Origin of the sequence: Sphingomonas abietis (genome assembly GCF_027625475.1) — a bacterium.
GTDB classification, from domain to species: domain Bacteria; phylum Pseudomonadota; class Alphaproteobacteria; order Sphingomonadales; family Sphingomonadaceae; genus Solisphingomonas; species Solisphingomonas abietis.
Genome location: NZ_CP115174.1, coordinates 2,861,490 through 2,884,097 on the forward strand (window position 1 = coordinate 2,861,490; position 22,608 = coordinate 2,884,097).

General features: G+C 68.4%; 19 protein-coding genes. 13 read left to right on the top strand and 6 right to left on the bottom strand.

What is annotated here, in order from left to right; translation table 11 throughout:
• Positions 1-5 precede the first annotated feature (5 nt).
• Positions 6-2,324: a patatin-like protein gene (locus PBT88_RS13625; RefSeq protein WP_270079261.1), complete on the bottom strand. Its 2,319-nt coding sequence runs from the start codon at positions 2,322-2,324 to the stop codon at positions 6-8.
• A gap of 131 nt (positions 2,325-2,455) precedes the next feature.
• On the opposite strand from PBT88_RS13625, the gene PBT88_RS13630 reads away from it, so the two are divergent.
• From PBT88_RS13630 to PBT88_RS13660, 7 genes are all read left to right on the top strand, one after another.
• Positions 2,456-2,959, top strand: a complete 504-nt coding sequence (locus PBT88_RS13630; RefSeq protein WP_270075881.1) for a DUF4142 domain-containing protein — start codon at positions 2,456-2,458, stop codon at positions 2,957-2,959.
• An 81-nt stretch (positions 2,960-3,040) separates the two neighbouring features.
• The gene (radA, locus tag PBT88_RS13635; protein WP_270075882.1) at positions 3,041-4,414 is read left to right on the top strand and encodes a DNA repair protein RadA; all 1,374 of its coding nucleotides are present in this window, start codon (positions 3,041-3,043) and stop codon (positions 4,412-4,414) included.
• Positions 4,415-4,665: 251 nt separating this feature from the next.
• Positions 4,666-6,978 (top strand): ATP-dependent helicase, encoded by a 2,313-nt coding sequence (locus PBT88_RS13640; protein WP_270075883.1) that lies wholly within the window; start codon positions 4,666-4,668, stop codon positions 6,976-6,978.
• A gap of 118 nt (positions 6,979-7,096) precedes the next feature.
• On the top strand, positions 7,097-7,921 hold the full coding sequence (locus PBT88_RS13645) for an alpha/beta fold hydrolase (protein WP_270075884.1): 825 nt from the start codon (positions 7,097-7,099) through the stop codon (positions 7,919-7,921).
• Between the two features lie 93 nt (positions 7,922-8,014).
• Positions 8,015-9,295, top strand: coding sequence for an MFS transporter (locus PBT88_RS13650; RefSeq protein WP_270075885.1), 1,281 nt, complete (start codon positions 8,015-8,017; stop codon positions 9,293-9,295).
• Positions 9,292-10,212, top strand: coding sequence for a cysteine synthase A (gene cysK / locus PBT88_RS13655; RefSeq protein WP_270075886.1), 921 nt, complete (start codon positions 9,292-9,294; stop codon positions 10,210-10,212). The genes PBT88_RS13650 and cysK overlap by 4 nt, the downstream gene beginning before the upstream one ends.
• Before the next feature lie 275 nt (positions 10,213-10,487).
• Positions 10,488-10,733: a GIY-YIG nuclease family protein gene (locus PBT88_RS13660; RefSeq protein ID WP_270075887.1), complete on the top strand. Its 246-nt coding sequence runs from the start codon at positions 10,488-10,490 to the stop codon at positions 10,731-10,733.
• A gap of 346 nt (positions 10,734-11,079) precedes the next feature.
• Here the strand turns inward: PBT88_RS13660 and PBT88_RS13665 are convergent, their stop codons facing one another.
• Genes PBT88_RS13665 through hisI form a run of 3 tightly spaced genes read right to left on the bottom strand, consistent with a single transcriptional unit; the run spans position 11,080 to position 13,705 of the window.
• Complete coding sequence (locus tag PBT88_RS13665; RefSeq protein WP_270075888.1) at positions 11,080-12,870, bottom strand: acyl-CoA dehydrogenase C-terminal domain-containing protein; 1,791 nt, start codon at positions 12,868-12,870, stop codon at positions 11,080-11,082.
• A gap of 4 nt (positions 12,871-12,874) precedes the next feature.
• Positions 12,875-13,297: a MerR family transcriptional regulator gene (locus tag PBT88_RS13670; RefSeq protein ID WP_270075889.1), complete on the bottom strand. Its 423-nt coding sequence runs from the start codon at positions 13,295-13,297 to the stop codon at positions 12,875-12,877.
• Between the two features lie 39 nt (positions 13,298-13,336).
• Positions 13,337-13,705, bottom strand: coding sequence for a phosphoribosyl-AMP cyclohydrolase (gene hisI / locus PBT88_RS13675; protein ID WP_270075890.1), 369 nt, complete (start codon positions 13,703-13,705; stop codon positions 13,337-13,339).
• A gap of 98 nt (positions 13,706-13,803) precedes the next feature.
• Here hisI and purF point away from each other — a divergent pair, with 98 nt between their 5' ends.
• Complete coding sequence (purF, locus tag PBT88_RS13680) at positions 13,804-15,261, top strand: amidophosphoribosyltransferase (protein ID WP_270079262.1); 1,458 nt, start codon at positions 13,804-13,806, stop codon at positions 15,259-15,261.
• A gap of 111 nt (positions 15,262-15,372) precedes the next feature.
• Complete coding sequence (locus PBT88_RS13685) at positions 15,373-16,083, top strand: SDR family NAD(P)-dependent oxidoreductase (protein WP_270075891.1); 711 nt, start codon at positions 15,373-15,375, stop codon at positions 16,081-16,083.
• Between the two features lie 109 nt (positions 16,084-16,192).
• Here the strand turns inward: PBT88_RS13685 and PBT88_RS13690 are convergent, their stop codons facing one another.
• Together PBT88_RS13690 and PBT88_RS13695 are read right to left on the bottom strand one after the other, a co-directional pair.
• Entirely contained in the window at positions 16,193-17,578 is a 1,386-nt protein-coding gene (locus PBT88_RS13690; protein ID WP_270075892.1) for a cryptochrome/photolyase family protein, read from the bottom strand.
• A gap of 21 nt (positions 17,579-17,599) precedes the next feature.
• Complete coding sequence (locus PBT88_RS13695) at positions 17,600-18,517, bottom strand: histone deacetylase family protein (protein ID WP_270075893.1); 918 nt, start codon at positions 18,515-18,517, stop codon at positions 17,600-17,602.
• 135 nt (positions 18,518-18,652) lie between these two features.
• On the opposite strand from PBT88_RS13695, the gene PBT88_RS13700 reads away from it, so the two are divergent.
• The 4 genes from PBT88_RS13700 to PBT88_RS13715 all read left to right on the top strand — a co-directional run bounded on the left by PBT88_RS13700 (position 18,653) and on the right by PBT88_RS13715 (position 22,556).
• On the top strand, positions 18,653-19,543 hold the full coding sequence (locus tag PBT88_RS13700) for an alpha/beta hydrolase (protein WP_270079263.1): 891 nt from the start codon (positions 18,653-18,655) through the stop codon (positions 19,541-19,543).
• Positions 19,540-20,022, top strand: coding sequence for an RNA pyrophosphohydrolase (locus PBT88_RS13705; protein ID WP_270075894.1), 483 nt, complete (start codon positions 19,540-19,542; stop codon positions 20,020-20,022). Before PBT88_RS13700 ends, PBT88_RS13705 begins: the two co-directional genes overlap by 4 nt.
• Positions 20,023-20,086: 64 nt before the next feature.
• Positions 20,087-21,121 carry a DUF481 domain-containing protein gene (locus PBT88_RS13710; RefSeq protein ID WP_270075895.1) on the top strand — a complete coding sequence of 345 codons (1,035 nt, stop codon included), beginning with the start codon at positions 20,087-20,089 and terminating at the stop codon, positions 21,119-21,121.
• A 223-nt stretch (positions 21,122-21,344) separates the two neighbouring features.
• A complete protein-coding gene (locus tag PBT88_RS13715) occupies positions 21,345-22,556 on the top strand; it encodes a hydrolase (RefSeq protein ID WP_270075896.1) in 1,212 nt (403 codons plus the stop codon).
• Positions 22,557-22,608 lie beyond the last annotated feature (52 nt).

The window sequence follows — 22,608 nt, forward strand, 5'->3', positions numbered from 1 at the left end:
AGTCCTCAGCCGATTTCGCGCGCCAGCGCCTCGAACAATTCCGGCACATGCTCCAGCCGCCCGCGCTCCTCGGCGAGGATCGCGCGGAACAGATCGCGCTTCATGCCGGCGATCGCGCCCGGCCGCAGCGTGCGGCCCGCCGGCAGCGTCGAGGCGACGATGTCGATCAGCCGGTCGGCGCCGTGGAGCCGCCCCCACAGATAGTCGTTCTCGCGATAGGCGCGCGAGAAGAAGGCGCCGAAGCTGTTGAACTGGATGCCTTTCAGCGTCGCCTCCGCGCCCCCCGAACGGATCGCGCGGGCGTCTTCGGGGGCGATGCGATCGACCTTGACCGGATCGAACTCGTCGAGCCCATCGTCCTGCAACAGCGGCAGCACGGCGATGTCGTAGAAGGGGAAACCCAGATAGGCGAGCAGCATCTGCCGCCGTTCGGTCTTGGGCAGCGCGGTGAAGGCGGAGGCCAGCCGCGCGTCGGCGAGATTGTCGAGCTGCGCGAGGCCTCGTTTGTCCGCCACCCCGTCGAGCGCGGCGCCGGTCTGCTCCACGGCGATGCGGGCGGCGGCGCGGGCCGGTTCGTCGTAGAAATCGTCGGCCTGCCGCGCGAGATAGGGGGTGAGCGCGTCGAACAGCCCCTCGCGCATGGTCTGCGCGGCCTCGCGGGGCACCTCGCCGGCCTGCTCCATCGCCTCGATCCGCCGGGCGAGGAAGCGCAGCCGGCGGATGCGGAAGCGCAGATCATGGCGGCGGAAGAACAGCACCGCCGCATCGGACGCGCCATTGGCCGAGAGCGCATGAACCTCGCGCAGCCCCTGCTCCGTCACGTAAGCGGAGATCGCCTCGCGATAGCGGCCGAGCGGCGGGCGCGGCCCCGGCCCGGCGAGCGAATGGAGCAGGATCGCCAGCTCCTCGATCACCGCGGTCAGCTTGAGATGGCCGTAGGAGGCATAGGCATAGCCCGCGCCCTTGGTGGCGCGCTCATGGGCCTTGGCCCGCCACGCGACCAGCCGGGCCGGCGTCGGCGAATCGAGGAAGAAGGTCGAGCCGATCGCGTCCTCCACCGCCTTCTCCACCTCGGGGCGGATCGCATCGGTGATCGCGCGCATCCGCTCGATCCGCTGCGAGCGCGCATCGATCGCCTCGAGATTGTCGCGGATCGGCTGCTCGCGCGGAATGTCCGACATCGCGCCGAAGATGGTCTGGAAGAAGCCCGGCAGCGCCGCCTCGCCCTTGCCTGAAAGCCGCACGCTCTTCTGGCCGGGATGGGGATCGATATAGACGAAGCGCCGGTCGATCTCGCGCCGTGCGGGACGATTGCGCAGCGCGGCGACGGCGGGTCGGAACGGCGCGTTGGCGAGCACCGAGCCGTCGATCAGCGCCGCCGTCTCCGCCTGGCCGGCCGCCGCCTGCCGCGGCAAGGCACGGGCGAGGAAGGCATCGCGCCCTGGCCACGGCTGCCCGCGTTCGGCGAGCACGCCATCGAGTTCGCCGACGCTGAACGGCGGGAAGGCACCGGGGAAGCTGGCGGTGGCGCGGGCGGCGAAGGCCAGCTCGGCCGGATCGGCGATCAGCCGCGCGCCATCCTCGCGATGATGGCCGCGATCGGTGAAGGAGAGCGTCAGCCGATGCTCGGTCTCCATCACCTCGCCCGGCGAGTGGAGGCGGAGCCGTTCGGGATGACCGTGGAAATCGGTGACCGTCACCATCAGGTCGAGCGGCTGGCCCTCGGGCAGCAGCGGCGGGCCGGCCGGCCCCGCCGCCATCGCGTCCAGCGCATCGAGGATCAGGGTGGTGAAGCCGGCGCCGGCGAAGGGCGGCTCGAACCAGCGTCCGCGCACGAAGGCGCCGAGCTTGGTGCGCACCTCGGCGCGCGCGGCGGGCTCCACCGTCTCCTCCAGGCCGGACTGCCGGCTGGCCCAGGCCCAGGCGATCGGCGTCGCCCACATCTTGGAGAAGCGCGATCCGGCCCGTGCCTGCGGATCGACCAGCTGCTCGACATCCGCTTTCTCCAGCCAGAGCATGGTCAGCGGATCGAGCGTCTGCCCGCGCGAGATCGCCTGCGCCAGGAAGATGCCGTTGAGCCCGCCCGCGCTCGCGCCCGCGATGATGTCGACCAGCACCCGCAGATGGAGATCGGCCTCGCCGGCAATCTCCTCGAGCAGGCGGCGATAGACCGTCTCGCTCTCGGTTTCGCAATCGTCCCCGGCGGTGAAGGCGCGGCTCGCACGGGCGAGATGCCACACCTCCTTGGTGATGCCGTGCATATACACGGCAAGGCTGATTCCGCCGTAGCAGACCAGCGCCAGCCTCAGTTCCTTCTCCCGCATTGGCCATGCAGGTGGCACGCCGCCGCAGCCCCGGCAAGGGCGGAGCGCAGATCATACCGGCTTATCGAAATTGGCCGGACCCGCACCGCCGCTCGCGCGTTCGCTACCGCGATCGCTGTAGGAGAGATAGCATGACCGTTCGCCCCCTGATCGCCGCCGCCAGCCTGGCCGCCCTGTCTGCCCTGAATGCCCTGCCGGCCGCCGCCGCACCGCCGCTGTCCGCCAAGCAGTTCATCGCCAAGGCCGGCGCGAGTGACATGTGGGAACGCAAGGAGGCCGCGATCATGACGACCTCGTCCAACAGCGACGTCGCCGGCTTCGCCAAGCAGATGCTGGTCGATCACGCCAAGAGCACCGAGATGGTGAAGGCGGCCGCCGCGAAGGACGGCATCACGCCCGATGCGCCGGCGCTCTCGGCCAAGCAGAAGGCCGATTTCGGCGCCCTCTCCGCCTCCAAGGGCGCGGCGCGCGACAGCCTCTACATCACCCAGCAGAAAGCCGCCCATGCCGATGCGCTGGCGCTGATGCAGGGCTATGCCAAGTCCGGCCGGATGAAGAACCTCAAGGCGACGGCCGGCGAGATCGCGCCGGTGGTGCAGGGCCATATCGACATGCTCGGCAAGATCACGATGTAGAAACCGGATCGATCGAGACGGTTGCAGTGTAGGATTTGAGCGATTATGTTCCCGATTCGTTCAGGGTCGCACGGGGACATCATGGCCAAGATCACCAAGCGCTTCGTGTGTCAGGCGTGCGGCGGCGTGGCGACGCGCTGGCAGGGGCAGTGCGCCGATTGCGCGGAATGGAACACGCTGGTCGAGGAGGCGCCGGTCGTCGCCAGCGCCTTCGCCGCCAAGCACGACCTGCGGCGCGGCGGGCGCGCGGTCGAGCTGGTCGGGCTCGATGCCGAGATCGTGCTGCCCGAGCGGATGATGAGCGGCATCGCCGAGCTGGATCGCACGCTCGGCGGCGGCTTCGTGGCGGGATCGGCCACGCTGATCGCGGGCGATCCCGGCATCGGCAAATCGACGTTGCTGATCCAGGCCGCCGCCAAGCTCGCCACCGCCGGGATGGCGGTCGCCTATATCTCGGGCGAGGAGGCGGCCGACCAGGTGCGGTTGCGGGCCCGGCGGCTGGGGCTCGGCAGCGCGCCGGTGAAGCTCGCCTCGGCCACCTCGGTGCGCGACATCCTCGCCACGCTCGATATCGGGACGCCGCCTGCCCTGCTGGTGATCGACTCGATCCAGACCATGCATTCGGACACGATCGAGGGCGCGCCCGGCACGGTCAGCCAGGTCCGCGCCTCGGCGCAGGAGCTGATCCGCTACGCCAAGGAGACCGGCTGCGCGCTGATCCTGGTCGGCCACGTCACCAAGGACGGCGCGATCGCCGGGCCGCGCGTGCTCGAACATATGGTCGATACGGTGCTGAGCTTCGAGGGCGAGCGCAGCCATCAATATCGCATCCTGCGGGCGATCAAGAACCGCTTCGGCGGCACCGACGAGATCGGCGTGTTCGCGATGGACGACAAGGGCTTGGGCGAGGTCGCCAACCCCTCCTCGCTGTTCCTCACCCAGCGCGATGCCGACGTCGCCGGCGCGGTGGTGTTCCCGGCGCTGGAGGGCACGCGGCCGCTGCTCGTCGAGATCCAGGCGCTGACCGTGCGGCTCGCCTCGGGCGCGACCCCGCGCCGCGCCGTCGTCGGCTGGGATTCGGGGCGGCTGGCGATGATCCTCGCGGTGCTGGAGGCGCGCTGCGGGCTGAGCTTCTCGACCTCCGAAGTCTATCTCAACGTCGCGGGCGGCTATCGCATCACCGATCCCGCCGCCGATCTCGCGGTGGCGGCGGCGCTTGTCTCGGCGCTGGCCGAGCGCCCGGTGCCGGCCGACGCGGTGGCGTTCGGCGAGGTCGCGTTGTCGGGCGAGCTGCGCCCGGTCGCCCATGGCGCCATAAGGCTGCGCGAATCGGCCAAGCTCGGCTTCGAGCGCGCGCTGGTGCCGAGCACCGGCACGATCGAGGCCGGCAGCATCGCGCCGAGCCGCTTCCCGACCCTCGGCCGGCTGGTCGATCATCTGCTCGGGCGCGGATGAGGGATCAGCGGGGATCAATGTTCGAGCGAACGAGGCAGCGCCTGATCTTGAAATACACGTCATCCTGAACTTGTTTCAGGATCCCAGAGCCTCTTGGCTCTTCACGCCCGAAGGAAGCGGGATGCTGAAACAAGTTCAGCATGACGAATCAAAATGAAGCCAGATTCGATCGCTCGACAGTCCTCATGTCTATCCGCACCAGCCATCACGCACGGTTGCCCCAGCCCGCTTCGTTCCCTACCTGTTCGGCCGTGACTCACCTTGTACCCACTTCCGCCGGCCCGGCCTTTCCCGAGCCGGCCTATATCGCCGGGCTGAACGAGCCCCAGCGCGACGCCGTGCTCACCACCGAAGGCCCGGTGCTGGTGCTGGCCGGCGCCGGCACCGGCAAGACCGCGGCGCTGACCGCGCGGCTCGCCCATCTGATCGCGACGCGCAAGGCATGGCCGAGCGAGATCCTCGCCGTCACCTTCACCAACAAGGCGGCGCGCGAGATGCGCGAGCGGGTCGGCCGGATCATGGGTGCCGGAGCCGAGGGGGGCGTCGAGGGGCTGCCCTGGCTCGGCACCTTCCACTCGGTCGCCGCCAAGATGCTGCGCCGCCATGCCGAGCTGGTCGGGCTGCAGAGCAACTTCACCATCCTCGATACCGACGACCAGCTGCGCCTGCTCAAGCAGTTGATCGTGGCGGCCGATCTCGACGAGAAGCGCTGGCCCGCGCGCCAGCTCGCCGGGCTGATCGATCGCTGGAAGAATCGCGGCTGGGTGCCGGCCGACGTCGATGCCGGGGAGAGCGAGGCCTATGCGAACGGCCGAGGCGCCGAACTCTACGCCGCCTATCAGGCCCGGCTGAAGGCGGTGAACGCCTGCGATTTCGGCGATCTGCTGCTGCACATGCTGGTGATCCTGAAGACCCATCGCGACGTGCTGGAAGGCTATCAGCAGCGCTTTCGCTACATCATGGTGGACGAGTATCAGGATACCAACTCGTCGCAATATCTCTGGCTCAGGCTGCTCGCGCAGGCGCGCAAGAACATCTGCTGCGTCGGCGACGACGACCAGTCGATCTATTCGTGGCGCGGCGCCGAAGTGGCCAACATCCTGCGCTTCGAGCATGATTTTCCCGGCGCCAAGACGATCCGGCTGGAGCAGAATTACCGCTCCACCCCGCATATCCTCGCCGCCGCCAGCGAGGTGATCGCCAATAACGGCCAGCGGCTGGGCAAGACCCTGTGGACGGCGCTCGAAGCGGGTGAGAAGATCAATGTCGTCGGCGTGTGGGACGGCCCCGAGGAGGCGCGCCGCGTCGGTGACGAGATCGATGCGCACCGCCGCAACGGCGGCAGCTACGACGATGTCGCGATCCTCGTCCGCGCCCAGCACCAGACCCGCGAGTTCGAGGACCGTTTCATCGCGATCGGCCTGCCCTATCGCATCGTCGGCGGCTTCCGCTTCTACGAGCGCGCCGAGATCCGCGATGCGCTGGCTTATCTGCGCGCCGTCCACCAGCCGGCCGACGATCTCGCCTTCGAGCGCATCGTCAACACCCCCAAGCGCGGGCTCGGCGACAAGGCGGTGGCGAACATCCACCTGCTCGCCCGCGCCGAGGGCATCCCGCTGATGCTGGCGGCGGCGCGGCTGTGCGACACCGACGAGCTGACCGGCGCCGCCCGCAAGTCGCTGGGGCGGCTGGTCGGCGATATCGCGCGCTGGCGCGATCTCTCCAATTCGCTCGCCCATCCCGAGCTCTGCCGCCAGATCCTCGACGAGAGCGGCTATACCGCGATGCTCCAGGCCGATCGCTCGACCGAAAGCGCCGGGCGCCTGGAGAATCTCACCGAACTCGCCCGCGCGATGGAGGAATATGAGACGCTCGGCGCCTTCCTCGAACATGTCAGCCTGGTCATGGACAATGAGGGCAATGACGGCGGCGCGAAGGTGACGATCATGACCGTCCACGCCGCCAAGGGGCTGGAGTTCGACACCGTGTTCCTGGTCGGCTGGGAGGAAGGGCTGTTCCCCTCGCAGCGCGCGCTCGACGAGGGCGGCACCAAGAGCCTCGAGGAGGAGCGCCGCCTCGCTTATGTCGCGATCACCCGCGCCCGGCGGCGCTGCGTGATCATCCACGCTGCCAATCGCCGCATCTACGGCCAGTGGACCTCCTCGATCCCGTCGCGCTTCGTCGGCGAACTGCCGGACGAGCATATCGAGGCCGAGACCACCATGTCCGGCGGCGAATCGCTGTGGCGCGCGCAATGGAGCGAGCGCGCCGATCCGTTCGCGCATCTGGAACGCGGCACCGGGCGCGGCCCCGGCTGGCAGCGTGCCGCGGCGCTCGGCGAACCGGCGGCGCGTTCGGGCCATGGCGGGCGCATCCTGGAGGTCAAGGCGTCGGCCGCCTCCTATGCGGCCAAGCCGCGATCGGACGTCGCGATCGGCCAACGCGTGTTCCACACCAAGTTCGGCTACGGCACCGTCGAGGGGATCGAGGGCAACAAGCTCGCCATCGCGTTCGAGCAATCGGGCACCAAGCATGTGCTGGACAGCTTCGTCACCCCGGCCTGATCGCGGATATCGCACGCCAGAACGGCTTGATCCCACGCTGCGCCGCCCCGCGCCGGAAGGCGTGGAACCCGGCGCCGCCTGATCGCTTGTGGGGCTGAACCCCCGCGAGGAGATGATCATGCCCTATGTCACCACCAAGGACGGCACCGAACTCTACGTCAAGGATTGGGGCACCGGCCGCCCGGTGGTGCTGATCCATGGTTGGCCGCTCAACGCCGACAGCTGGGACGACGTCTCCTATGCGCTGGTCAACGCCGGCTACCGGGTGATCGCCTATGACCGGCGCGGCTTCGGACGCTCGTCGCAGCCCTGGTCCGGCTATGATTACGACACCTTCGCCGAGGATCTCGCCGCGGTGATGGAGGCCTCCGCCGCCACCTCGGCCACGCTGGTCGGCTTCTCGATGGGCGGCGGCGAGGTTGCCCGCTATATGAGCCGTTATGGCGGCAAGGGCGTCGCGCAAGCGGTGCTGGTCTCATCGGTGGTGCCCGGCGTGCTCAAATCCGATGCCAATCCCGATGGCGTGCCCGGTGCCATGCTGGAGCAGGTGAAGGCCGGTATCCTCAAGGATCGCCCCCAATTCTTCGCCGATTTCTTCCCGGGCTTCTACGGCAACGGCACGCTCAGCAAGACTGTCAGCCAGGCGGTGATCGACTGGACGATGCAGATGACGATGATGGCGAGCCTGAAGGCCACCGTCGCCTGCGTCGATGCCTGGGGCTATACCGATTTCACCGCCGATTTGCCCGCCTTCGCGGTGCCGACGCTGGTGATCCACGGCAACAAGGATGCGACGGTGCCGATCGCGGCGTCCGGCGAACGCGCCGCCCATGGCATAGCCGGAGCCCGGCTGCTCGAATATGACGGCGCGCCGCACGGCATCCCGGCCAGCCACAAGGACCGGCTGATCGAGGATCTGCTGGCCTTCCTCGCCACCGCCTGACATACCCTATCGCAGGAATAGAGTTTGGATTGTTGCCGCCGATGCCGTGCCCTAGTTGCACGGGCGGCGGCGGCGGTCCTAAGGACGATGGCGATGGACAAGGCCCCCCACCCCTTCACCTTCCGCGACTACCGATTCTATTGGGCGGCGCGGTTCATGTCGACGATCGCGCAGCTGTCGATGGTGATCGTGATCGGCTGGCAGGTCTACGACATCGCCCGCCGCACGATGGGGGTGCATGATGCGGCGCTCCAGCTCGGCTGGATCGGCCTCGCCCAGTTTCTGCCGCTGCTGGTGCTCACGCTGATCACCGGCTGGACCGCCGATCGCCTCGATCGCCGCTGGATCGCGCGCTCCACTGCACTGCTGGAGCTGAGCTGCGCCGCCGCGCTCGGCCTGCTGGCGTGGACCGGCACGACCACGCTGCCGGCGCTGTTCGGCATCGCCGCGCTGCTCGGCGTCGCCCGCGCCTTCGCCGGCCCGGCGCTCGGCGCGATCGCCCCCAATCTGGTGCCGGCGCCGGTGCTGCCGACCGCGATCGCGTTCAGCTCGATCAGCTGGCAGGCCGGATCGGTCGTCGGCCCCGCGCTCGGCGGCTATCTCTACGCGGTGGCGCCGTGGGTGCCGTTCGCGGTCTCCACCATCCTGTTCGCCGCCTGCTTCACCTGCCTGATGTTCATCCGCCCGCTGCCGCGCCGCGCGATCGGCGGATCGACCAATCCGTGGGCGCAGATGATCGACGGCCTCCATTATGTCCGCCGCAACCGGCTGGTGCTGGGCGCGATCTCGCTCGACCTGTTCGCGGTGCTGCTCGGCGGCGCGACCGCGATGCTGCCGGTCTATGCCCGCGACGTGCTGCATGTCGGCGCCGACGGGCTCGGCAATCTGCGGGCGGCACCGTCCTTCGGCTCGGCGATCACCGCGATCATCATCAGCATCCGGCCGTTGAAGAGCAATGTCGGCGTGAAGATGCTGTTCGCGGTCGGCGTGTTCGGCGCCGCGACGGTGGGCTTCGGCGTGTCGCGCTGGATGCCGCTGTCGCTGGCCTGCCTGGCGCTGCTCGGCGCCGCCGACATGATCTCGGTCTATGTCCGCCAGTCGCTGATCCAGCTGTGGACGCCGGACGACATGCGCGGCCGGGTCGGCGCGGTGTCGTCGCTGTTCATCTCCGGATCGAACGAGCTCGGCGAGGCCGAGAGCGGCTTCCTCGCCAGCCTGGTCGGCCCGGTGCCGGCGGTGATCGCGGGCGGCATCGGCGCGATGCTGGTGGCGCTGAGCTGGTCGTGGTGGTTCCCCGAGCTCAAGCGCGCCAAGACGTTCGATCCCCCGAAAACCCTGGAAGACATTCCCCTCGAAAAGGAAAAGGCAGCATGAAAGCCCAGAATATCCTGGAGACGATCGGCAACACGCCCCATGTCCGCTACGCCAAGCTGTTCCCGGATGCCGAGGTGTGGATCAAGTCCGAGCGGACCAATCCCGGCGGATCGATCAAGGACCGCATCGCGCTGGCGATGATCGAGGATGCCGAGCGGAGCGGCAAGCTCAAGCCCGGCGGCACGATCATCGAGCCGACCTCGGGCAACACCGGCATCGGCCTCGCGATGGTCGCCGCGGTGAAAGGCTACAAGCTGATCCTGGTGATGCCGGAGAGCATGTCGGTCGAGCGGCGCCGGCTGATGCTGGCCTATGGCGCGACCTTCGACCTCACCCCGCGCGAGAAGGGCATGAAGGGCGCGATCGAGCGCGCCGCCGAACTGGCCGACGGCATCGACGGCGCCTGGATCCCCAGCCAGTTCGAGAATCCGGCGAATGTCGACGTCCATGTCCGCACCACCGCCGAGGAGATCCTCGCCGATTTCGCCGACACCCCGCTCGACGTGATCGTCACCGGCGTCGGCACCGGCGGCCACATCACCGGCGTCGCCCAGCGGCTCAAGCAGGCGTGGCCGGCGCTCAAGGTGTTCGCGGTCGAGCCCACCTTGTCGCCGGTGATCTCGGGCGGCCAGCCCGGCCCGCATCCGATCCAGGGCATCGGCGCGGGCTTCGTGCCGACCAACCTCCACACCCAGCTCCTCGACGGCGTGATCAAGGTCGATCCCGCCGACGCCAAGCATCTGGCCCGCCAGTCCGCCACGCAGGAAGGCGTGCTGGTCGGCATCTCGTCGGGCGCGACGCTGGCGGCGATCCGGCAGAAGCTCGCCGAACTCGGCAACGGCGTGCGGGTGCTCGGCTTCAACTACGACACCGGCGAGCGCTATCTCTCGGTGCCGGACTTCCTGCCCGAGGCGTGATCGGGCTGCCAAGGCGGCGCCATGCCCGAGGCTGGCGCCGCCTTGGAGCGGGTGGGATCGATGATGAGCGATCGTGCGCCCCGTCGTCATCCCGGACCCGATCCGGGATCCCGCTTCTTCCTGCATCTCCGGCCTGTGGAAAGCTGGACCCGGCTCAAGCCCGGGGTGACGAGGGGCGGGGATTGATGGGAAGCGGTCGATCTCGGTCGCGTCACCCCGGGCTTGACCCGGGGTCCAGCTTGTCTTCGCTTTCCATGCGAAGGATGGGAACGGATATGACGACCGGCGGCTGGGTCTACATGATGGCAGGTCGTTATCGCGGCACGATCTACGTTGGCGTCACAGCCGACCTTCGTGCGCGGGTCGGCCAGCATCGCAGCGGTGACGGATCCGATTTTTGCAGACGCTACGACCTCACTCGCCTCGTCTGGGCCGAGCGTGGCGACGACATAATGGCCTGCATCGCACATGAGAAACGGCTGAAACGCTGGCGGCGAGACTGGAAGTTTGCATTGATCTAAAGCGGGAATCCAGACTGGCAAGATCTGTTCGCCACGCTCGCCTGAAAGCAGCTGGACCCCGGCTCAGGGCCGGGGTGACGATATAATCAAATGTCCGCCTCGTGGGCGATAGCCGCCGCGCGGCATGTTCATTATCAGGACGGATCGACGCTCGATACGACCGCACGAGGATCCAAGTGCGCACGTGCTCCTGCGAAGGCAGGAGCCCCGCGTTTCAGGCGCCGGGACTCTTCGCCTGGGCTCCCGCCTTCGCAGGAGCGCGGACGGTCCGAACTTCGCGCGTAGTCCGTGCGGCCGATAAACACCTCTCCCGCCTGCGGGAGAGGTGTTTAGGCCGTGACCGCCCTCAGAAGGCCTCGACCGGCAGCGCCATGATCGCCTCGGCGCCGCCCTCCAGCTTGCGGCGGAGCGCGCCGGCGTCGGGCAGGATGCGCTCGGCGTAGAAGCGCGCGGTGACCAGCTTCGCCTCGAGGAAGGCCCGATCGCCCTCGTCGGCATCGAGCTGCGCCTGCGCGGCGCGCGCGATCTTGAGCCACATCCAGCCGATCGCGACGATGCCCATCATCGTCATGAACGGATAGGCGGCGGCGCCGGCGTTGTTGGGATCCTTCATGCCGTTCTGCATCAGCCACATCGCGCCGGCCTGGAGCTGGCCGACCGCCTTTTCGAGCTGGCCGGCGAGCTCCGCCTGGGGGCCGTCCCTGGCTTCGGCGATGTCGGCGGCGACCAGTGCGAACAGCGCCATCGCCGCCTTGCCGCCGTGGCGCGGCAGCTTGCGGCCGACGAGGTCCATCGCCTGCACGCCGTTGGTGCCCTCGTAGATCATCGCGATGCGGGCATCGCGGACATATTGCTCCATGCCATATTCGCGGATGTAGCCATGGCCGCCGAACACCTGCTGGGCCTGGGTGGCGATCTGGTAGCCGAGGTCGGTCAGATGCCCCTTGATCACCGGGGTGAGCAGCCCGAGCAGTTCGTCGGCGGCGACGCGATCCTCTTCGCTGGCCGCATGGTGCGACAGGTCGTTCTGCAACGCCCCCCACAGCATGAGGGCGCGCGCGCCCTCCAGCGTCGCCTTGGCCTCCATCAGCATGCGGCGGACGTCGGGGTGGACGAACAGCGTGTCGGCGGGCTTGTCGGGCTCGGCCGGGCCGGTCAGCGCGCGGCCCTGGCGGCGGTCCTTGGCGTAGGCGACGGCGTTCTGGTAGGCGACCTCGCCGATGCCGAGCCCCTGCAGGCCGACGCCGAGCCGCGCCGCGTTCATCATGATGAACATCGCGGCGAGGCCCTTATTCTCCTCGCCGATCAGATAGCCGGTGGCGCCGTCATAGTTCATCACGCAGGTCGAATTGGCGTGGATGCCCATCTTCTCCTCGATCGACCCGCAGGCGACGCCGTTGCGCGCGCCGAGCCGGCCCTCGGCATCGACCAGGAACTTGGGGACGACGAACAGCGAGATGCCCTTCGATCCCTCGGGCGCGCCGGGCAGCTTGGCGAGCACGAGATGGATGATGTTCTCGGCGAGATCATGTTCGCCGGCCGAGATGAAGATCTTGGTGCCGGTGATCGCGAACGTCCCGTCGTCGTTGGGCACCGCGCGTGTCTTGATCAGGCCGAGATCGGTGCCGCAATGCGGCTCGGTCAGGTTCATCGTGCCGGTCCAGGTGCCGGCGACCATCTTGGGGAGATAGGCCGATTTCTGCTCGTCCGAGCCGACCGCGCTGATCGCCGCCATCGCGCCCTGGCTCAGGCCCGGATACATGGCGAAGGCAACGCCGGCCGAGATCAGATATTCCTCGAACGCGGTCGCCACGACATGGGGCAGCCCCTGCCCGCCATAGGCCTCCGGCGCGGCGAGGCCGATCCAGCCGCCCTCGGCGAGTTGCTGATAGGCGGCCTTGAAGCCGGTTGGCGTGGTGACGGAATGGTCGGCGTGCCGGGTGCAGCCCTCGGCATCGCCGGACTGGTTGAGCGGGAAGATCACGTCGGCGCAGAAGCGCCCCCCCTGATCCAGGATCGCCTCCACCATGTCCGGCGTGGCGGCTTCGAAGCCCGGCAGATTGGCATAGCGCTCCAGCCCGAGCACATGATCGAGCACGAAGCGGGTATCCGCCACCGGCGGGGTGTAGGTCGGCATCCTCTCAGACTCCTGATGGGGCGTCGGCGGCTCGTACCGTCTCGACGAACTCGGAAAGCTCGGTGATCGCGGCGTCGATATCGGCGCGCTGGCGATACAGGGTCGCGATGTGGGCCTCGCACTTGGCGATGGTGACGCGGCGCTGCTCGTGGCGATCGTCACCGACATCATAGAGATCGATCATCTCGCGGATGTCGGCGAGGCTGAAGCCCACCCGCTTGCCGCGCAGGATCCAGGCGAGCCGTGCCCGGTCGCGCTTGGAATAGATTCGCGTCAGGCCGATGCGCTGCGGCGCGATCAGGCCCTCATCCTCGTAGAAACGCAGCGCACGGGCGGTCACCCCGAACTCGTCGGCGAGATCGGTGATCGAATAATGATCCCGGTTATGGGCGTCGGGCATGTCGATCGTGGCCGGGCTACTGCTCATTCCACGACATCTAATTGACGTTTACGTCAAGGACAAGAGTCAGACGCGGACCAGCGCGTTCCCTTCCAGCCGCCGGTAGAAGCAGCTCGGCTCGCCGGTGTGGCAGGCCGGGCCGGCCGGATCGACGATCAGCCACAGCGCATCCTGATCGCAGTCGATCCGCATCTCGCGCACCCGCAGCACATGGCCGGACGATTCGCCCTTCTTCCACAACCGCCCACGCGATCGCGACCAGAACCAAGCCTCCCCGGTGGCGATCGTCTTCGCCAGCGCATCGGCATTCATGTGGGCGAGCATGAGCAGCTCGCCGGTCTGGAAATGGCTCGCCACCGCCGTAATCAGGCCGTTGGCATCATATTTCGGATCGAGCACCTGGCCCTGTTCGCGCTGTTCTTGAGGATCGTACATGCCCTTTCGCTACCCTTAAGCGAGGGGGGCGACAAGTCGGTGACAAGCCCCTATATGCGCGCCCAACCCCACCCGACACCATAGAAGACGGATGCATGATGCTCACGACTCATCCCTTCGATGACGACAAGCTGCGCGAGGAGTGCGGCGTTTTCGGTATCTACGGTGCCGATACCGCTGCCGCCGTCGTCGCGCTCGGCCTGCATGCGCTTCAGCATCGCGGCCAGGAAGCCGCCGGCATCACCACCTGGGACGGCCATGGCTTCCACACCCATCGCGCGATGGGCCATGTCGCCGGCAATTTCGACCGCGACGACGTGATCCGCAGCCTGCCCGGCAATGTCGCGATCGGCCATGTCCGCTACGCGACGACCGGCGACACTGCGCTGCGCAACGTCCAGCCGCTCTACGCCGATCTCGCCTCGGGCGGTTTCGCCGTCGCCCATAACGGCAACATCTCCAACGCGATGAAGCTCAAGCGCGATCTCGTCCGCCGCGGCTCGATCTTCCAGTCGACCAGCGACACCGAGGTGATCATCCACCTCGTCGCGACCTCGACCTATCGCACCCTGCTCGATCGCTTCATCGATGCGCTCAAGCGGGTCGAGGGGGCCTACAGCCTCGTCTGCCTGACCAGCGAGGGCATGATCGCCTGCCGCGATCCGCTCGGCATCCGCCCGCTGGTGATGGGCCGGGTCGGCGACGCCTATGTCTTCGCCTCGGAGACGGTGGCGCTCGACATGGTCGGCGCGACCTTCCTGCGCTCGGTCGAGCCCGGCGAGATCGTGATCGTCAGCGAGAAGGGGGTGCGCTCGCACCGCCCGTTCGCGCCGATCAGCCCGCGCCCCTGCATCTTCGAGCATGTCTATTTCTCGCGCCCCGATTCGATCGTGGACGGCACCTCGGTCTATTCGGTTCGCAAGCAGATCGGCGTCGAGCTCGCCCGCGAGAACCCGGTCGAGGCCGACTATGTCATCCCCGTGCCCGATTCGGGCACCCCGGCGGCGATCGGCTATGCCCAGCATTCGGGCATTCCGTTCGAGCTCGGCATCATCCGCTCGCATTATGTCGGCCGCACCTTCATCCAGCCGGGCGACGGCATCCGCCATCTCGGCGTCAAGCTGAAGCACAATGCCAACCGGGCGCTGATCGACGGCAAGAAGATCATCCTGATCGACGATTCGATCGTGCGCGGCACCACCAGCCTGAAGATCGTGCAGATGATGCGCGATGCCGGCGCCAAGGAGGTGCATATGCGCATCGCCTCGCCGCCGACCCGCCACAGCTGCTATTATGGCGTCGACACGCCGGAGCGCGCCAAGCTGCTCGCCGCCCAGATGTCGGTCGCCGAGATGGCGGATTACATCAAGGTCGACAGCCTCGCCTTCATCTCGATCGACGGCCTCTACCGCGCGCTCGGCGAAGAGGGCCGCGACGAGGCTCGGCCGAGCCATTGCGACGCCTGCTTCACCGGCGACTACCCCACCCACCTGACCGACCAGGAGGATGTCGCCCCGGCCGACCAGCTCTCGATGCTGGGCGAACGCGCGGCGTAGCCTTATCCGATCCCTACACCCGTTCGTGCCGAGCGAAGTCGAGGTACGGGCTGCAAGCGGGGCACCCGCCTCACGTCCCTCGACTTCGCTCGGGACGAACGGAGCAGTGAGATGAGCAACGCCCTCGCCGGACAACTCGCGCTCGTCACCGGCGCCTCGCGCGGGATCGGCGCGGCGACGGCCGAGGCGCTGGCGGCCCAGGGCGCGCATGTCGTGCTGACCGCGCGCACCAGCGGCGGGCTGGAGGAACTGGAGGAGCGCATCCACGCGGCCGGCGGCTCCGCGACGATCGCGCCGATGGACCTGACCGAGAGCGATTCGATCGCCCGCCTTGCCACCGCGATCGGCGGCCGCTGGGAGGCGCTCGACATCCTGGTGATGAACGCGGCGATGCTGGGCGATCTGGCCCCGGTGCCCTCGATCGACGGCAAGCAGTTCAACCGGCTGCTGACGCTGAACGTGCTGGCCAACCAGGCGCTGCTGGCGAATTTCGATCAGGCGCTGCGCAAGAGCCCGCGCGGCCGGGTGATCGCGATCACCTCCAGCGTCGGCGCCAGGCCGCGTGCCTATTGGGGCGCCTATGGCGCGTCCAAGGCGGCGCTGGAGACCCTGGTGCTGGCCTATGGCGACGAGGTGGCCAATATCGCCCCGATTCGCATCGCCATCGTCGATCCCGGCGCGACCGCCACCGGCATGCGCAAGAGCGCGTTTCCGGGCGAAGATCCCACGACGATCAAGTCGGCGGCCGAGACCGGCACAGCGATCGCCGCGCTGGTGGTCGATGATTTCGAGACCGGCCATCGGGTGCGGATCGGCGGCTGAGTCGCTTCACGTTTTTCCGTTCGTTCTGAGCGAAGTCGAAGGACGGGCCACAGGCGCCGCGCCTGGAGCACGCACTTCGACAGGCTCAGTGCGAACGGTTCGGTAAAGCTCACCCTTTCGTCGTCGCATAGGCGGCCAGCGCCCGTTCGCGCGCCTCGCGGTGGCCGATCAGCTTTCCCGGATAGCCCTCCGGCCGGCAGCCTGCCTCCTCCGGATCATGGATCGCCTTGTCGGGCAGGTCGCGCAGTTCGGGCACCCACTCGCGGATATAATCGGCCGCGTCGAACTTCTCGGACTGGCTGAGCGGCGCCATGATCCGCGGGAACATGTTGGAATCGACGCCGGTGCCCGCCGTCCACTGCCAGTTGACGCTGTTGTTGCCGTAATCGGCATCGAGCAGAGTATCCCAGAACCAGCGCTCGCCCTCGCGCCAGTCGATCAGCAGATGCTTGATGAGAAAGCTCGCCGCGATCATGCGGACGCGGTTGTGCATCCAGCCGGTCGCCCAGAGCTGGCGCATCCCAGCGTCGACGATCGGATAGCCGGTACGGCCCCGCTGCCATGCCCGGAGGTCCGCCTTCGCCGCCTTGCCGGTGCGCCACGGCATCGTGTCGAACTGTTCGCGGGTGCTGCGCAGGCCGACCCTGGGATATTGCAGCAGGATCGTCTGCGCATAATCGCGCCAGCCGATCTCGCCGAGGAAGGTGCGGCCCCCGCTGCTCCCGCCGCCGCCCTCGCCCGCCACGCGATGCCAGACCTGTCGCGGCGACACTTCGCCGAAATGGAGATGCGGGGACAGGCGCGAGCTGCCCTCCTCTGACGGCAGGTTTCGCTTCGCCTCATAGTCCGCCGCCTCGCCGATGAACTGGTCGAGCCGATGGTGCGCGCCGTCTTCGCCGGGTGTCCAATCCTCGAAGCCGGTCGCCCAGTCCGGCTTGGTCGGCAGCAAGTCCCACGACCCCAGCGTCTCGGTCTTCGGCCAGGCCGAGGGGGATGGAATCTTCGCGGGCGTGCGCAGCGGCTCGTCGGGCGGCATGTGGTGCGACAATGCCCGCCAGAACGGGGTGTAGATCTTGAACGGCTTGCCCGCCCCGGTGGTGATCGATTCGGGCGGCGCCAGCTGGTTGCCGTCATGGACGACCAGATCGAGCGTTCGGGCCAGCGCCTTTTCGGCCTCCACCCACCAGGGCTCATAGTGACGGATGGCGTGGACCGACACCGCCCCGGCCTCCTCGGCCAGCGCCGCGATCACCTGTTCCGCCCGGCCGCGCCGGAGGATCAGCCGCGATCCCTTGGCGTGCAGCGCCTCGCCCAGCGCGTGCAGGCTGTGATGCAGCCACCAGCGCGAGGCACCGCCCATCGCGTGCGGCCCCGGCGCCTCGTCATCGAGCACATAGAGCGGGATCACCGGCCCATCATGGCAGGCGGCGACAAGGGCGGGCTGATCGGCGAGGCGCAGATCCTGCCGGAGCCAGAGGATGACGGGTGCGGACATGGACGGGCTACGCTCCAGCCTTCACGACGTTCCGCCGACCGCCCGATCGAACTCGTCGGCGAGCGTCAGCATGGTGCGGGCATGGCGATGCGCCACCGCCATCCGGTCGTTCCCATATCCGCCGCCCAATACGCTCGCCAACGGAATGCCGGCATCGATTGCCGAACGCATCACGAATCGATCGCGCGCCTCCAGCCCCGCATCGCTGAGCGCGAGACGGCCGAGGCGATCGGCCTCGTGCGGATCGACGCCGGCCTGATAGAAGATCAGATCGGGCCGCACGCCGGCGATCAGCGCGGGCAGATGCGCCTGCAACGCAGCGAGATAGGCGTCGTCGCCGGTGCCGTCCGGCAGCGCCACGTCGAGGTCGGACACCGCCTTGCGGGCCGGGAAATTCTTGTCGCCATGAATCGAGAAGGTGATGATGTCCGTGCGCCCCGCCGTCAGCGCGGCGGTGCCGTCGCCCTGGTGGACGTCGAGGTCGACGATCAGGATGCGCCCGGCATCGCCTTCCGCGATCAGCCGATGGGCCGCCACCGCCAGATCGTTGAACACGCAATAGCCGGCGCCGGTATCGTAGAGCGCATGATGGCTGCCGCCCGCGCCGTTGGCGGCGAAGCCGTGGCGCAGCGCCAGCCGGGCGGCGAGCCACGTTCCGCCCGGCGACATCGCCGCCCGGCGCGCGACGCGGGGCGTGATCGGGAAGCCGATCCGCCGCTCCTTCTCGGGCGGCACCCGGCACGACAGCACCTCGTCGACATAATCGGGATCGTGGATCGCCTCGAGCCAGCCGCGCGGCATCGGCGCCGGCCGATACACCTCATAGGCCGCGCCGCGCTGGTCGAGCGCCATCGGCACGAGGCCATATTTGTCGAACAGCATCCCGGTTCCCGGCGCGCCGGGCGCGACATAATCGGGGTGGTGGACGAGGCGAAGCATTGGACCTCCCTAGCCTATCCCGCGCCGGCCCCGTAAGGGAGGCCGCGAAGCAGGAGAGCGCCCGTGACCGAGCCCAATGTCCGCCCGCCCTTTATCCGGCCAGATGTCGCCGCCTTCACCCACTATGCGAATGCCATGCCCGGCCCGAGGCTGCACGAGATGGACGCGCCGAGCGCGCGCGCGATGATGCGCGCGATGGCCGGCGTCGCCGATCTCGAGACCGGCCCGATCGCGGTGAAGCGCGATCTCACGATGCCGGGGCCGGACGGCCCAATCGGCTTGCGCCTCTACGATCGGCGCGAAAGCCGCGAGCCCGGGCCGGTGGTGGTCTTCTTCCACGGCGGCGGCTGGGTGGTCGGCGATCTCGACGGCTATGACTCGGCCTGCGCCGCCATCGCGCGCGGGCTCGATCTGCCTGTGGTCTCGGTCGATTACCGGCTGGCGCCCGAGCATCGCTGGCCGGCCGCGCCCGACGATTGCGAGGCGGCCGCGCGCTGGATCGCAGCCGCCCCGGCCGAACTCGGACTCACGCCGACCGGCCTCGTCCTCGCCGGCGACAGCGCCGGCGGCAACCTCACCATCGTCACCGCGCTGGCGCTGCGCGACACGCCCGCCGCGCTGCCGGTGCTGGCGCAATGGGCGCTCTACCCGGCCGCCGACATGGTCAACCACTACCCGTCCTACAAGAATCTCGGCGAAGGCTTCGTGCTGACCGAGGAGACGATGCGCTGGTTCAACGACCATTACCGGCCGGATGTCAGCCACTGGCGCGCCTCGCCGATGCAAGCGGACTTTGCCGGCCTGCCGCCGGCGCTGGTGACGACCGCCGGTCTCGATCCGCTGCGCGATCAGGGCCGCGCCTATGCCGCGGCGCTCGCCCAGGCCGGCGTGGCGGTGAGCTATCGCGAGGCGATCGGCAACGTCCACGGCTTCCTCAACCTGCGCCGCGCGATCCCGTCCTCGGTGAAGGACGTCCAGACCAGCCTGATCGCCCTCAAAAGCCTGATCGAAGAGGTGACTGCATGACCCACCCGAACCCCGCCGACCTGCCCTATCGCCCCGCCGCCGGCATCATGCTGCTCAACCATGAGGGCAAGGTGTTCGTCGGCCAGCGCCTCGATTCGAGCGTCGAGGCGTGGCAGATGCCGCAGGGCGGCATGGACCCCGGCGAGGATGCCGAAACCGCCGCGCTGCGTGAGCTGGAAGAAGAAACCGGCATCCCCGCCCGGCTGGTCGAGATCGTCGCGCGTGCCGCCGAGGATCTGGATTATGATCTTCCGGCCGATCTGGTCGGCAAATTGTGGAAGGGCAAATATCGCGGCCAGCGCCAGGCGTGGTTCCTGATGCGCTTCCTGGGCACTGACGACGATGTCGCGATCCAGACGGCGCATCCCGAGTTTCGGGCCTGGAAATGGGCCGAGCCGAATGAATTGCCGGACATGATCGTGCCGTTCAAGAAGACGCTCTACGAAAATGTGCTACGCGCCTTCGCGGATCGGCTCTGAACACGCCGAAGGGGGCTTTCCACATATGATCACGTACCGCCGTCTCCTCCTTCTGTGTCCCGCGATGATCGGGACCGCGGCCTCGGCGCAGGTCTTCGATCTGGACTCGCTCCACACCTTCGGGCCGCCGCCGCCGCCGGTCATCTGGCTGGCGCCACCACCGGCGAGCGGCTCGTTCGACACGCCGAACGGGCCGGCCATCGCGACCTTGCTGATCCCGCCGCCGCCGAGCCCGGACGCGGTGGCGTTGCCGCCCGCCGCCCGCGCGATCCTCGAACAGGCGATGAAGGAGGGCAATCCGGCCACCTTCGCCGCCGCCGAGAAGCTGGCGCGCGAGGAATATCCGGCAGGCAGCTCGCAGATCGACGCGATGGCCGCCAAGAATGCCGCGCAGATCGCCGAGAAGCAGGCGGCCGACGCCCGCGCCAAATCCGATGCGCTCGCCGCCGCGAGCTTCCTCGACAATTGGAAGGGCGAGGTCGATCTCGGCGGCTCCTACACCAAGGGCAATTCGGACGCGGTGTCGGTCTATGGCGCGTTCAAGCTCAACAAGGACGGGCTGCGCTGGCGCCATGTGCTGTCCGCCCGCGCCGATTACGCCAAGAGCGCCGGCGCGCTGTCCACCGACAAGGACACCGCCGCCTATCAGCCGCAATATAAGCTCGGCGACCGGCTCTACGCCTACGGCCTCGGCCAGTTCGACCGCGACGAGGTGCTCGGCATCCGCTATCGCTTCACCGAGAGCGCGGGCCTCGGCTACACGGTCGCGCGCGGCAATAATTTCAAGCTCGACGTCGAAGCCGGCCCCGCCGTGCGCGAGACCCGCTATAATGGCCAGCCTCGCGACACCAAGCCGGCCGCCCGTGGATCGGTCAATTTCGACTGGAAGCCCAATCCCAATATCGAGCTGAGCAACCAGTCGGCGATCTACCTCGAACATGCCGACACCAACATCACCTCGACGACGGCGCTGACCTCCAAGCTGTTCGGGCCGATCAAGGGCCAGCTATCCTACAACGTCACCTATGAAGACGATGTGCCCGGGCAGGCCAAGAGCTTCGACACGATCACGGCGGCGTCGCTGGTCTACAGTTTCTGAGGCTGACGCCGACCGGAGGCCCCGGAGGCATGGGCTGATCCCCCCCTGGATCCGTTAGTGCCGAGCGAAGTCTAGGTACGTGCCCCACGCGTGGCCTTTGCGGCCGGTCCCTCGACTTCGCCCCGGGGCGAACGGAAAGACGATAGTCGCCCATGGCCTGACCGCCTGAACGATCGAGCCTGCGGGTTTGCCCGCCGTCGCGCTTTCGGGCTAATGGTGGCCGATGTCACCCCTTCGCACCGAGCAGCACGCCGTCCTCGATCGCGCGGCGGATCAGCCGATGCTCGCCCAGACGCTCGACTGGGCGGCGATCAACAGCGGCACCGCCCATCTCGCCGGCCTGTCCGCGGTGGCCGGCAAGCTGGCCGACGCCTTTGCCGCGCTACCCGGCACGGTGTCGCTGCTGGATGCCGATCCGGTCGAATCGATCCTGCCGGATGGCGCCGTCCGCATCAGCGAACGCGGTCGCAACCTGCATGTCGCGGTGCGGCCGGAGGCCCCCGTCCAGCTGCTGCTGACCGGCCATATGGATACCGTGTTCGGCGTCGATCATGCCTTCCAGACGATCCGCACGCTCGACGATGGCCGCATCAACGGCCCCGGCGTCGCCGACATGAAGGGCGGCATCGCGATCATCCTCGCCACGCTCAAGGGGCTGGAGGCCAGCCCGCTCGCCGCCCGCATCGGCTATGAGGTGGTGATCAATTCGGACGAGGAGACCGGCTCGCACGGCTCGGCCGCGCTGATCGCCCGCGCCGCCCAGGGCAAGGCCGCGGCGCTGACCTACGAACCGGCGGCGACGCCAGAGGGTCTGCTGGCCGGCGCGCGTCCCGGCAGCGGCAATTTCTCGATCGTCGTCACCGGCCGCAGCGCCCATGCCGGCCGCAACCCTGAGGATGGCCGCAACGCCGTGCTCGCGGCCGCCGATCTCGCGCTCCGCCTCGCCCGCGCCAAAGGCCCGAACCTCTCGGTCAACGCCGCCAAGATCGAGGGCGGCGGGCCGAACAACGTCGTGCCCGATCATGCCGTGCTGCGCATCAACATGCGGCCCAGGACGCCCGAAGACGAGACGCGCGCGCGCAACCATATCGATGCCGCGATCGCAGCGGTCGCGATCGAACATGACGTCCATGTCCATCTGCACGGCGGCTTCGCCCGCCCGCCCAAGCCGCTGGACGCCGCCGCCGAACGGCTGTTCGGGCTGGTCCGCGATTGCGGCGCGCGGCTCGGCCAGACCATCGCCTGGGCGCCGTCCGGCGGCGTCTGCGACGGCAACAATATCGCGGCGCAGGGCGTCCCCGTGGTCGACACCATGGGCGTGCGCGGCGGTGCCATTCACTCAGGGGAGGAATTTCTGATCGTCGAGAGCCTGGCCGAACGCGCCCGCCTGTCCACCCTCGTGCTGCTCGAACTGGCCGAGCGGGGCCGCCCGTGAGCGGCTTCCGCATCCGCGCCTCGCGCCCCGAGGATCTCGAAAGCCTCTACGA